Here is an 11,937-nt window from a genome sequence, read left to right as displayed (position 1 = left end):
CCATGGACATCGAATCGTTCCCCCTGTACGACATCGAAGGCGACGCGCAGCAGCGCGGGCGCCAGTACGGCCGCGCCGCCGGCGACCGCATCGACCTGAGCCTGCGCACCTACCGCGCCGCCTTCGAGCGCGTGGGCCTGAGCTGGGAGCGCACGCGCGCGCTGGCGCGCCGCTTCATGCCGATGGTCGAGGCCTTCGACGCCGGCATGCTGCGCGAGATCGAGGGCGTGGGTGAAGGCGCAGGCGTGCCGGCCGAGGACATCGTGGCGCTCAACGCGCGCAGCGAAATGCTCTACGCCTTCCAGCAGCTCGAAGCCACCGAGCCGCCCGACGGCTGCACCGGCGTGGTCGTCATGCCCTCGGCCGCGCGCGACGGCAAGCTCATCCATGCGCAGAACTGGGACTGGCGCGTCGAAAGCCTCGAACTCGGCGTGGTGCTGCGCATCCAGCCGGACGAAGGCCCGGCCATGCTCACCTTCGCCGAGGCCGGCACGCTGGCGCGCGCGGGGCTCAACAGCGCGGGCATCGCCGTCACCGGCAACTTCATCAAGGCCGACAACGACGGCAAGCAGCAAGGCGTGCCGCTGGCGCTGATCCGCCGCGGCATCCTGCAGTCGACGCTGTACGCCAACGCGCTGGGCGTGGTGTGCCGCAGCGCGCGCTCGATCTCCAACAACATGATCATCACGCACGCCGAGGGCGAGGCCGTGAGCCTGGAGACCTGCCCCGAGCAGGTGTTCTGGCAGCAACCCGAAGGCGGCATCCTGGTGCACGCCAACCACTTCAAGACCCCGGCGGCGCTGGCGCGCGTGGTCGACCGCAGCCTGGAGACCACGCCCGATTCGCTCTACCGCGACCGCCGCGTGACCGAGGCGCTGCACAACAAGCGCGCTGCAGGTTTGCTCACCGAGCAGGACGTGCTCGACGCATTGCAGGACCGCTTCGGCGCGCCGCGCGCCGTGTGCCGCAGCCCGAGCGCGGGCCCCGGCGGTGCCTCGTCGGCCACCGTGGCGACCATCGTCATGGACCCGGCGGCACGAAAGATGCGCATCGCGCCGGCGCCTTTCAAGGCGCACCGCTTCACCGAGTATTCCCTCTGATCCGCCCGCCCCGCCCAGCTTTCGCCAGGAGTGTTGCCATGAACCTGCCCACGCCCCCGTCCCTCCCTCCCGCTGCGCGCTCCGCCGCCGCGCTGGCCCTCGGCCTCGGCCTGGCCGCCAGCGCGGCCTTCGCCCAGGCCCCGGCCGGCCAGACGATGCGGATCCAGATCAACTCCGACATCCGCTCCACCGACCCCGGCGGCAACCGCGACGACAACACCGACAACGTGCTCATCCACGTGGTCGAAGGCCTGGTCGCGCTGCGCGAAGACACCTCGGTCGGCCCGATGCTCGCGAGCAAAGTCGACACCTCGGCCGACGGCCTGACCTACACCTTCACCCTGCGCGACGGCGTGAAGTTCCAGAACGGCGCGGTGCTCACGGCCGACGACGTGGTGTGGAGCTGGCAGCGCTACCTCAAGCCCACCAGCGGCTGGCGCTGCCTGCCCGAGTTCGACGGCAAGGGCATGACCAAGGTGCTCGCGGTGGAAGCGCCCACGCCGAAGACGGTGGTGTTCAAGATCGAGCGCCCGAGCGCGCTGTTTCTCACGATGATGGCGCGCCCCGACTGCGGCGGCGCCGCCATCCTGCACCGCAGCTCGCTCGGCGCCGACGGCCAGTGGAAGGAGCCCGTGGGCACCGGCCCCTACAAGATCAAGGAGTGGAAGCGCGGCCAGTACATCGAGCTCACGCGCTTCGACGGCTACAGCTCGCGCCCCGAAGCGCGCGACGGCCTCACGGGCGGCAAGAAGGCCGAGATCGAGAACCTGCGCTTCGTCGTCATTCCCGACTCGGCCGCGGCCAAGGCAGCGCTGTACAGCGGCGGCATCGACGCCTTCATCAGCCCCAGCCCGGCCGACGTGGTCGAGATGCGCGGGCGCAGCGACGTGCGCGTCGACACCACGCCGGTGATGACCATGGTGGCGCTGCTCCTGCAGACCACCGACCCGCTGCTGAAGGACGCGCGCATCCGCCGCGCGCTGGCACTGGCGCTGGACACGCCCGAGATCGCCAAGTCGGTCACCGAGGGCCTGTCGGCCGTCAACAACTCGGTGGTGCCTTCGTCCAGCCCGTTCTACAGCGCCGTGCAGGCCGGCGGCTACAAGCGCGACATCGCCGGAGCCAAGAAGCTGCTGGCCGAAGCCGGCTACCGCGGCCAGCCGATCAAGCTCGTCGCCAACAAGCGCTACGAGGCGCTGTACTCGGCCGCCGTGCTGGTGCAGGCCATGGCCTCCGAAGCCGGCATCAACATCGAGCTCGAAGTGCTCGACTGGGCCACACAGCTCGACCGCTACACCAAGGGCCAGTACCAGAGCATGGCCTTCATCTACTCGGCGCGCATCGACCCCTCGCTCAACTACGAGATGGTGTCCGGCGACAAGGCCACGCAGCCGCGCAAGGTGTGGGACAGCGCCGCCGCGCAGACGCGGCTCACCGAGAGCATGGTCTCGCGCGACAAGGCGCGCCGCCAGGTGCTGTTCGACGAGCTGCACAAGCAGATGCTGCAGGACGTGCCGATGGTCGTGCTGTTCAACGCCAGCGACGCCACCGCCATGCGCAAGAGCGTGACCGGCTTCAAGGGCTGGGCGCCGGCCAAGCCCCGGTTCTGGAACGTCCGGCTCGACGCGCGCGGCTGACGGGGCGCCGCCGCCATGCTTGCCTACCTCTTGCGCCGGATCGCCATGACGGTCCCGACGCTGCTGCTGGTGTCGATTGCCGTCTTCACGCTCATGCGGCTGATTCCGGGCGACCCGGTGCAGCTCATGCTCGGCGAAGGCGCCGACCCCGCGCAGCTCGAACTCGCCCGCCAGCAGATGGGGCTGGACCAGCCCCTGGTCACCCAGTACGTCGTGTGGCTGCGCCACGCGCTCACCGGCGACCTGGGCGTGTCGACCACCAACGGCCTGGCCGTGCTGCCGCTGATCTGGGAGCGCTTTCACGTGAGCGCCGTGATCGTGCTCACCGCCGTGGCGCTGGCCTCGCTGATCGCCGTGCCCGCCGGCCTCGTCGCCGCTTGGCGCAAGGACCGGCCGACCGACCTCGCCATCATCGGCGCGGCCACGCTGATGCTGTCGGTGCCGAGCTTCTGGCTCGGCCTGCTGCTGTTGATGTTCTTCGGCCAGTACCTGCACTGGCTGCCGGTGGTGGGCTACGTGCCCATGTCGGAAGACTTCTCGCAGGGCCTGCTCTACGTGATCCTGCCGATCGTCACGCTGGTGCTGGTCGAGACCGGCGTGCTCACGCGCATGTCGCGCGCCAGCACCATCGAGGTGCTGCGGCTCGAGTACGTGACGCACGCGCGCGCCAAGGGCGTGCCCGAGTCGCAGGTGCTGCGCCGCCATGTGCTGCCCAACGCCTTCAACCCCACGCTCACCATGATCGGCCTCATCCTGGGCCACCTGCTGAGCGGCATCGCGGTGCTCGAAACGGTGTTCACCCTGCCCGGCCTGGGCCGCCTGATGATCGATTCGATCTTCGCGCGCGACTACCCGGTGCTGCAGGGCTGCCTGCTGTTCACGGCCTGCATCTACGTGGTCATCAACCTGATCGTGGACATGTGCTATCCCCTCTTCGATCCCCGGGTGTCGGTGCAGTGAAAAAGCTCAAGACCCATACCCTCGTGGGCGGCGTGCTCATCGGCGTGCTGCTGGTCCTGGCGCTGGTGGCCGCGCTGTGGACACCCTACAACCCGCTGGGCATCGACCTGCGCGGCAAGCTGCAGCCGCCGTCGATGGCGCACTGGCTGGGCACCGACGAGTTCGGGCGCGACGTGGCCAGCCGCGCCATGCGCGCGGCCTCCACCAGCTGCCTCATCGCGCTGCTCACGGTGGCGCTGGCCACCGCCGTCGGCCTCGTGGTGGGCGTGCTCGCCGGCTTCGTGCGCGGCTGGACCGACCGCGTGCTCATGGCCTTCAACGACACGCTGCTGGCCTTTCCGGGCCTGCTGCTGGCGCTGGGCGTGATGGTGATCGTGGGCGCCAACCAGTGGGGCATCGTGCTCGCGCTGAGCATGGCCTACGCGCCCTCGGTGGTGCGCGTGGTGCGCGGCACCGTGCTGTCGCTGCGCGAGCGCGAGTACGTCGAGGCCTCGCGCATGATCGGCAACGGCGAGATCTACACCATGTGGCGCCACATCCTGCCCAACTGCGTGGCGCCCGTCGCCGTGCTGGCCACCAGCATGTTCGGCTGGGTGCTGCTGTCGGAAAGCGCCCTGAGCTTCCTCGGCCTGGGCGTGCCGCCGCCCGCGCCCACCTGGGGCAACATGCTCTCCAGCGCACGCCCCTACATGGCCTCGGCCGTGTGGCTGTGCCTGGTGCCGGGCCTGTGCATCGCGCTCACGCTGCTGGGCATCAACCTCCTGGGCGAATCGCTGCGCGACCGGCTCGACCCGCGCACGGAGAAGTCATGACCCATCCCTCTTCTTCCTCGGCGCCCGTGCTTTCCGTGCGGCACCTGAAGATCGACCTGCACGGCGGCGCCCAGACGCTGGTGCACGACCTCTCGTTCGACGTGCGCCCCGGCGAGTTCCTTGCCGTGGTGGGCGAATCGGGCAGCGGCAAGACCATGGCCGCGCGCGCCATCCTGCAGCTGCTGCCGCCCGGCATTGCGCAAAGCGGCGGGCAGATCGTGTTCGACGGCGAAGACCTGAGCACACGCGACGTGAAAGCCATGCGCCCCATCCGCGGGCCCGGCATCGGCATGGTGTTCCAGGAGCCGATGGTCTCGCTCAACCCGGTGCACCGCATCGGCGAGCAGATGGCCGAGGGCCTGCGCATGCACACGAAGCTGTCGGCCGCCGAAATCCGCGCGCGCTGCCTCGACATGCTGCGCCGCGTGCAGATCGCCGACCCCGAGCGCTGCCTGCACGCCTACCCGCACGAGTTTTCGGGCGGCATGCGCCAGCGCATCATGCTGGCCAGCGTGATGCTGCTCCAGCCGCGCCTGCTGATCGCCGACGAGCCGACCACCGCGCTCGACACGCTGAGCCAGCGCGAAGTGCTCGACCTGATGGTCGGCCTCGCGAAGGACCAGGGCACGGCCGTGCTGCTCATCACGCACAACCTCGGGCTGGTCGGGCGCTATGCGCAGCGCGCCATCGTGCTGGAAAAGGGCAAGCTCGTGGAGACGGGCGACGTGCCCGCCATCCTCGTCGACCCGAAGCAGCCCTACACCCGCAAGCTGGTCGACGCCCTGCCGCGCCGCCAGGCCGCGAAGCCGGCCCCGGCGGCGGCGCAGCAGCCGCTGGTGCAGGTGCGCGGCCTGTGCGTGAGCTACCCTGGCCCGCGCGCCGGCTTCTTCAAGCGCCATGCGCCGGTGCAGGTCATCGACCGGCTCGACCTGGACATCCACCCCGGCGAGATGGTCGCGCTGGTGGGCGGCAGCGGCTCGGGCAAGACCACGCTGGGCCGCGCCATCCTGCGGCTCGCGCCGTCGCACGCGGGGCAGATCCTGTTTCGCGGCGACGACGTGCGCAGCGCCGACCGCGCCGCGCTGCACCGCTTCCGGCTCGCCTGCCAGCTGGTGTTCCAGGACCCGTTCTCGTCGCTCGACCCGCGCATGCGCGTGCAGGAGATCGTGGCCGAGCCGCTGCGCCACCTGCCCGCGCTCGATGCCGCCGCGCGCGTGAAGCGCGTGCACGAAACGCTCGATGAAGTCGGCCTGGACGGCCTGGGCGCGCGCTACCCGCACGAGCTCTCGGGCGGCCAGCGCCAGCGCGTGGCGATTGCGCGCGCGCTGGTGCGCCGGCCCGCCTTCGTGGTGGCCGACGAGCCCGTGTCCGCGCTCGACATGACCATCCAGGCGCAGGTGCTGCGCCTGTTCCAGAGCCTGCAGGCGCACCACGGCTTTGCGTGCCTGTTCATCAGCCACGACCTCGCGGCCGTCGAGCAGATCGCCGACCGCGTCGTCGTGATGGAGCGCGGCCGCATCGTCGAGCAAGGCCCGCGCGACGCCGTGTTCGACCGGCCGAGCCATGCCTACACGCAGGCGCTGCTGGCGGCCACGCCTCGGCCGCTCGCATCGTTGGCCGAATCTGTCTCCCGCCCTCCCGAGAAAGTGTTTGCGTGACTGCCAACCCCTTGCCCGCCACCTGGCTGAACCCCACCGCCCCGCCCCCGCTCGATCCGCAGATCGTCGAGTTCATGCGCCTCATGGCGGCCGAGGGCGGCCGCTACCCGAAGCGCCACACCATCCCGATCGCCGAAGGCCGCGCCAACGCCGAGAAGGTGCGCGCGCCGTGGACCGAAGGCGGCCCGACGATGGCACGCACGGTCGAACAGCAGGTGCCCACGCGCCACGGCAACGTGCGCATCCGCGTGCACTACCCGAAGAACCGCCAGCTGCAGGGCGCGCTGGTCTACATCCACGGCGGCGGCTTCGTACTGTTCAGCCTCGACACCCACGACCGCGTGATGCGCGAGTACGCAGGCCGCGCGGGCTTCGCCGTCGTCGGCATCGACTACACGCGGGCGCCCGAGGCGCAGTTTCCGCAGCCACACGACGAATGCGTCGACGTGATGCGCTGGCTCGCGGCGAACGCGGGCGCGCTCGACATCGACCCCGCGCAGCTCCTCATCGGCGGCGACTCGGGCGAAGCGCTGCCGCTGGGCATGCTGCTGAACTACGGCGCCTACAGCACCGAGCTGTACCGCGAATCGGTGGTGCGCTACGGCGCGGGCGAGTACGGCCTGTCGCTGCACATGATGGTGTGGTTCTACGGCCTGTACCTGCGCCGGCCCGAAGACTCTCGCGACCCGCGCCTGGCCAGCCTCACGGCGCGGCTCGAGGGCCTGCCGCCCGCGTGCCTCGCGATCACCGAGTGCGACCCGCTGCACGACGACAGCGTGCTCATGGCCGCGCGGCTGCGCGAAGCCGGCGTGGCCGTGACCGACGTGCTCTACCCCGGCACCATCCACGGCTTTCTCGAAGCCGTGTCCATCGCCGACGTGGCGGGCCGCGCCTTCGACGACGCCGCGCACTGGATGCACGCGCTGGCCGCGCGCTGAAGCCCTCGCCATGTACACGCCCAAGCCGTACATCGAAGACGACCTCGCGACGCTGCACGCCGGCATCCGCGCGTGGAGCTTCGGCACGCTCATCACCGTGGGGGCCTCCGGTGCCAGCGCCACGCACCTGCCCTTCCTGCTCGACGCGCAGGACGACGGCCCCGGCCTGCTCACCACGCACCTGTCGAAGAAGAACCCGCAGTTCGACGAGCTGCGCGCGGGCGCCGAGGTGCTCGCCATCTTCCGGGGGCCGCACGCCTTCGTCACGCCCAGTTGGTACGTGAAGCAGAGCACCTTCCCGACCTGGAACTACACCGCGATCCACGCGCGCGGCACGCCCCGCGTGATCGAGGAGCGCATGGCCATCCATGCCGTGCTGCGCCGCACCGTCGCGCTCTACGACACGCCACTGGGCGGCAACTGGGACTTCGACGCCATGCCCTTCGACTTCGTGGCGCCGCGCCTGGACATGATCGCGGCGGTCGAGATTCCGGTGCGCGTGCTCGAAGGCAAGTTCAAGCTCAACCAGGACCGGTCGGAAGACGACCGCAAGGGCGTGATCGCCGCGCTGGAGCGGCTGGGCGATCCGCAGGGCGTGGCCGTGGCGGGGCTCATGCGGCAGCAGATGGCGTTGACGGTGGCGGGCTGAATCGCGGCGGCACAATCGTCCGCGTGCCACGCCTACTTCACCTTCTGACCGCCGGCCTCGCGCTCGCGTCCTCCCTCGCCCACGCGGCCGACCCGGTACTGCTCGTCACCTCGCCCGTCGCGCTGCAGGCCGCCGAGAAAGCCGGCGCCGGTTTCAACCGCTGGTTCGACGTGCCCTCTGCCGCCAGCGGCATCGCCACCAACCAGGCACTCGCACGCTCGCCGGCGTGGCAGTCGATCGCCGACCCGCTGAAGACCAGCCTCGCCGCCCTGCAGCGCCGCGACCCGCAGGCCGGTGTCGGCATTGCGCGCTACCCGCACCGGATCTTCGACGCACGCTGGCTCGCCAGCCCCGACACCTTCTTCGAGCTGGTCGGCGTGGCCAACCGCATGGACCGCCGCCCCTTCCAGCCCGGCGCCTGCGGCGAGACGCGGCTCGTGTACCGGCTCGCCTACCGCTCGGCCGCAATGCAGTCGCGCCTGCCGATGACCGTCGCCGTCGAGCTGCGCGGCGATGCGCCCGATGCCGACGGCAGCTGCGCCAGCGCGGCGCGGCGTTGGCAGCCACCACAGGCGTCGATGAAAGACGAGGCCCTCGGCCGCTGGCTCGTATCGGCCGACGGCCCGCTCGCGCCGCCGCGGCTCGCGCAGGCCCGCATCGCGCAGGTGACGACCAACCTGCAGAGCGTGCGCTGGCCCTCGGCCGTGCGTCCCGACCTCGGCGGCCATGCCGAATACCTGCTGCGCGCCTTCCGCTGGAACGCGGGCACGCAGCGCTTCGACGCTGGCCCGCTCGAGAACACGCCCGACATCGCGAAGCTCAAGGCCGACGCCCCGCTGCGCAAGGCGCTGCTGCAATGGCTGCAGCAGCCCGACACGCTGCGCGCGCTCGACAGCGCCACCGTGCGCATCCCTGATCGCTTCCTGGCGACCGAGTCGGTCTCCGTGGCGCCGCGCGGCCTCGAGCGCCTGGCGAACCGTTCCTTCGAGCAACTGTTCGCGCCCGGCGACTGGCAGCCCGTGCCCGGCAGCCGCACGCTGCAGTCACCGCAGGCCGTGCTGCGCCGTCTCGACGACCTGAGCTGCGCCGGCTGCCACCAGAGCCGCGCGGTCGCGGGCTTTCACCTGTTGGGCGTGGACCGGCGCGGCGCCTCGCGCACCTTCACGACCGGCAACGCGCTCGCGCTGCCGCACTCGCCGCACTTGCAGGATGAGTTGGCGCGACGCGAACGCTATGTGAAGGCCGCGTTGACGACGCCCGTGCCCGACCCGTTCCGCCCGCTGGCCTCGCCGGACGATGCGAACGCCTTGCCCGACAAAGCCACCGTCGGCGCCAGCTGCGAGCCCACGCGAATCACCGTCTCGGCCGACCCGTGGCGCGACCGCGCGCAGAAGCTGCCGCGCACCGCCGCCACGACGTGCGAAGGCGCGGATTCGGTCTGCGAGAAAACCTCGGTCGGCTTCCCCGGCGGCATGTGCTCGGGCCGCTGCGATCCGAAAGACCCGAACGGCACCTGCGGCGGCATCGCCATCCTCAGCGACTTCAACCAGTGCCTGGCGGCCAAGCAACCCTTCGGCGATTGCCTGAGCAAGCACACGCGACCCGGCAACCTGCGCAGCTGCTCGGCGCAGCAACCTTGCCGTGAGGACTACATCTGCGCGCAAGCCGAAGGCCAACCCGAAGGACGCGGGGCGTGCATTCCGCCCTACTTCCTGTTCCAGATGCGGGTGGACGGGCACTCGTGATGTGAGCGAGTGCGAGGACCGGCCCTCAGCTTTCTTCTTCGTACCACCGGTCCTTCGCCAGCATCACCCGGTGGTGCCCGCACCCCGACGGCATCATCGGGAAGCAGTTCTCCTGCGCCGCCACCTGCACGTCGAGAAAGAACGGCCCCTTGCTCTCCAGGCATTCGGCCAGCGCCTCTTCCAACTCCGCCGGATCGGACACGCGCCGCGCCCCCCAGCCGAAGGCCTTCGCCAGCGCCACGAAATCCGGCAGCGCCTCGTTCCAGCTGTGGCTCAGGCGGTTGCCGTGGTTCAGCTCCTGCCACTGGCGCACCATGCCCATGTAGCCGTTGTTGCTCAGCACCAGCTTCACCGCAGTGCCGTGCTGCATGGCCGTCGACAGCTCCTGGATGTTCATCAGCACCGAGGCGTCGCCGCTCACGCACACCGTGAGCGCGTCGGGGTGGCCGATCTGCGCGCCGATGGCCGCGGGCAGCCCGTAGCCCATGGTGCCGGCGCCGCCCGAGGTGAGCCAGTGGCGCGGGCTGTCGAAGCGCAGGTACTGCGCGGCCCACATCTGGTGCTGGCCCACGTCGGTCGAGACGATCGCGTCGCGGCCCGCGATGGCCCGCTGCAGCGACGACATGAGGTGCTGCGGCAGGATCTCTTCCGTCGACGGCGTGAAGGCCAGGCAGTCTTCGGCGCGCCAGCGCTCGATGCGCGCCCACCACGGCGCCAGCCGCTCGGGCGCAAACGCTTCGGGCAGCAGCCCCAGCAGCGCTTCCACGATGGCGCCGCAGTCGCCCACCATCGGCACGTCGACATGCACCACCTTGTTGATGCTGCCGGGGTCGATGTCGATGTGGATCTTGCGGGCATGCGGGCAGAACTCGTCGAGCTTGCCCGTCACGCGGTCGTCGAAACGCGCGCCCACGCACACCACCAGGTCGGCCTCGTGCATCGCGAGGTTGGCTTCGAGCATGCCGTGCATGCCCAGCATGCCGACGAACTTCGGGTCCGATGCCGGGAACGCGCCCAGCCCCATCAGCGTGAGCGTGCACGGCGCATGCAGCCGGTGCACCAGCTGCGTGAACGCCTCGCAGGCCGCCGGCCCCGAGTTGATGAGACCGCCGCCGCCGTAGAGCACCGGCCGGCGCGCGGTCGAGATCAGGTCGGCGGCGCGCTGCAGCATCGCCCGCGGCGGCAGCGGCGCGCGGCCTGTGCGCAGCGCGCGCAGCGGGGCCGGCGCGGCGCCGTGCGTGAGGCGCATGAGCTGGATGTCCTTCGGCACGTCGAGCAGCACCGGGCCGGGGCGGCCGGTGGTGGCGATGTCGAGTGCGCGGCGCACCAGCGCGGGCACGTCGTCGGCCGCGCGCACCTGCCGGTTCCACTTGGTCACCGGGCGCGACATGCCCAGCGCGTCGCTTTCCTGGAAAGCCTGCGTGCCGATCACCGCCGTCGACACCTGTCCGCTGATGCACAGCACCGGCACCGAATCGCTCATCGCGTCGAGCAGCCCCGTGATCGTGTTGCCCACGCCCGGCCCCGACGTGACCAGCACCACGCCGACGCGGCCCGTGCTGCGCGCATAGCCCTCGGCCGCATGCACCGCCGCCTGTTCGTGGCGCACCAGCACATGGCGCAACCGGGGTTCGCCGTGCAGCGCGTCGTACAGCGGCAGCGCCGCGCCACCGGGGTAGCCGAAGATCGTGTCGACGCCGCACGCGACCAGCGTGTCGAGCAGCGCTTCGGCGCCGTTGCGCACGCGGGGTGGGGTCTCGGGCAGGGCCGGCGAGAGGGAGGGCGAGGATGTGGGGGGAAGGTCGAGCAGTCGCATGCCGTCAATTCTTCCGCTATTGAGGCAGAATTTGCTTCTTTCTTTTGGCTGTTTAAGCTCGAAACATGAAAACCAATCGCCAAACATCGTCAGACAGCGAAGGATCTTTCGACAAGACCGATCTGGCGATCCTGCGGGTGCTGCTGCTCGACTCGCGCAAGACCCTGCAGGAGATCGGCAACGAGGTCGGCCTGTCGCCCACCAGCTGCTGGACGCGCATCAAGAAGCTCGAGGCCTCGGGCGTCATCAAGCGCTACACCGTCGACGTCGATCCGGCCAAGCTGGGGTACCACGACTCGGTCATCGTGCAGGTCACCCTCGAGAGCCACACCGACGAAACCCTGTACGACTTCGGCCGCACCCTCGCCACCATTCCCGAGATCCAGGAGGCCTACCTGGTGTCGGGCGACTACGACTACTACATCCGCATCGCCGTGCGCGACACGCGCGACTACGAGCGGCTGCTGCGCGAGAAGCTCTACAAGATCCCCGGCATTCGCCACAGCAAGTCGCACTTCGTGCTGCGGGTGCTGAAGGAAGCGACGGTGCCGCTGATCTGACGAGGCGACGGGCCCGCATGAACGAATGGTGGGTACGATCGCCGACGAACGGCCCTTCGCAG

At 70.4% G+C, this 11,937-nt stretch carries 10 protein-coding genes; 9 read left to right on the top strand and 1 reads right to left on the bottom strand.

Features of this window, described 5'->3' with window-relative positions:
- Nucleotides 1-2: 2 nt before the first annotated feature.
- From ACAM52_RS07985 to ACAM52_RS07950, 8 genes are read left to right on the top strand one after another with little or no spacing between them, the layout of a single operon-like run.
- Nucleotides 3-1,100 (top strand): C45 family peptidase, encoded by a 1,098-nt coding sequence (locus ACAM52_RS07985; protein ID WP_095745749.1) that lies wholly within the window; start codon nucleotides 3-5, stop codon nucleotides 1,098-1,100.
- 38 nt (nucleotides 1,101-1,138) lie between these two features.
- Nucleotides 1,139-2,737 carry an ABC transporter substrate-binding protein gene (locus ACAM52_RS07980; RefSeq protein ID WP_369646661.1) on the top strand — a complete coding sequence of 533 codons (1,599 nt, stop codon included), beginning with the start codon at nucleotides 1,139-1,141 and terminating at the stop codon, nucleotides 2,735-2,737.
- Between the two features lie 15 nt (nucleotides 2,738-2,752).
- Nucleotides 2,753-3,697: an ABC transporter permease gene (locus ACAM52_RS07975; RefSeq protein ID WP_062473187.1), complete on the top strand. Its 945-nt coding sequence runs from the start codon at nucleotides 2,753-2,755 to the stop codon at nucleotides 3,695-3,697.
- Entirely contained in the window at nucleotides 3,694-4,509 is an 816-nt protein-coding gene (locus ACAM52_RS07970; protein ID WP_369646660.1) for an ABC transporter permease, read from the top strand. Before ACAM52_RS07975 ends, ACAM52_RS07970 begins: the two co-directional genes overlap by 4 nt.
- A complete protein-coding gene (locus ACAM52_RS07965; RefSeq protein ID WP_369646659.1) occupies nucleotides 4,506-6,167 on the top strand; it encodes an ABC transporter ATP-binding protein in 1,662 nt (553 codons plus the stop codon). Before ACAM52_RS07970 ends, ACAM52_RS07965 begins: the two co-directional genes overlap by 4 nt.
- The gene (locus ACAM52_RS07960; RefSeq protein WP_369646658.1) at nucleotides 6,164-7,105 is read left to right on the top strand and encodes an alpha/beta hydrolase fold domain-containing protein; all 942 of its coding nucleotides are present in this window, start codon (nucleotides 6,164-6,166) and stop codon (nucleotides 7,103-7,105) included. Before ACAM52_RS07965 ends, ACAM52_RS07960 begins: the two co-directional genes overlap by 4 nt.
- Before the next feature lie 10 nt (nucleotides 7,106-7,115).
- Nucleotides 7,116-7,754: an FMN-binding negative transcriptional regulator gene (locus ACAM52_RS07955; protein WP_369646657.1), complete on the top strand. Its 639-nt coding sequence runs from the start codon at nucleotides 7,116-7,118 to the stop codon at nucleotides 7,752-7,754.
- Nucleotides 7,755-7,777: 23 nt separating this feature from the next.
- On the top strand, nucleotides 7,778-9,499 hold the full coding sequence (locus tag ACAM52_RS07950) for a hypothetical protein (protein ID WP_369646656.1): 1,722 nt from the start codon (nucleotides 7,778-7,780) through the stop codon (nucleotides 9,497-9,499).
- A 25-nt stretch (nucleotides 9,500-9,524) separates the two neighbouring features.
- Here the strand turns inward: ACAM52_RS07950 and ilvB are convergent, their stop codons facing one another.
- Nucleotides 9,525-11,315 carry a biosynthetic-type acetolactate synthase large subunit gene (gene ilvB / locus ACAM52_RS07945; protein ID WP_369646655.1) on the bottom strand — a complete coding sequence of 597 codons (1,791 nt, stop codon included), beginning with the start codon at nucleotides 11,313-11,315 and terminating at the stop codon, nucleotides 9,525-9,527.
- Nucleotides 11,316-11,380: 65 nt separating this feature from the next.
- On the opposite strand from ilvB, the gene ACAM52_RS07940 reads away from it, so the two are divergent.
- A complete protein-coding gene (locus tag ACAM52_RS07940; protein WP_307693174.1) occupies nucleotides 11,381-11,875 on the top strand; it encodes an Lrp/AsnC family transcriptional regulator in 495 nt (164 codons plus the stop codon).
- Nucleotides 11,876-11,937: the final 62 nt, after the last annotated feature.

It is taken from the genome of Variovorax sp. V118, assembly GCF_041154445.1.
In the GTDB taxonomy this organism is placed as follows: Bacteria; Pseudomonadota; Gammaproteobacteria; order Burkholderiales; family Burkholderiaceae_C; genus Variovorax; species Variovorax boronicumulans.
Note: the sequence above shows the minus strand (reverse complement) of the source record. Positions and strands in the feature narration are given on the sequence as shown.

Excerpts from the sequence above, each read along its gene's own strand:
- ACAM52_RS07975 (WP_062473187.1), top strand. The coding sequence starts at position 2,753 with ATGCTTGCCTACCTCTTGCGCCGGATCGCCATGACGGTCCCGACGCTG.
- ACAM52_RS07965 (WP_369646659.1), top strand. The coding sequence starts at position 4,506 with ATGACCCATCCCTCTTCTTCCTCGGCGCCCGTGCTTTCCGTGCGGCAC.
- ACAM52_RS07980 (WP_369646661.1), top strand. The coding sequence starts at position 1,139 with ATGAACCTGCCCACGCCCCCGTCCCTCCCTCCCGCTGCGCGCTCCGCC.
- ACAM52_RS07985 (WP_095745749.1), top strand. The coding sequence starts at position 3 with ATGGACATCGAATCGTTCCCCCTGTACGACATCGAAGGCGACGCGCAG.
- ACAM52_RS07940 (WP_307693174.1), top strand. The coding sequence starts at position 11,381 with ATGAAAACCAATCGCCAAACATCGTCAGACAGCGAAGGATCTTTCGAC.
- ACAM52_RS07955 (WP_369646657.1), top strand. The coding sequence starts at position 7,116 with ATGTACACGCCCAAGCCGTACATCGAAGACGACCTCGCGACGCTGCAC.
- ilvB (WP_369646655.1), bottom strand. The coding sequence starts at position 11,315 with ATGCGACTGCTCGACCTTCCCCCCACATCCTCGCCCTCCCTCTCGCCG.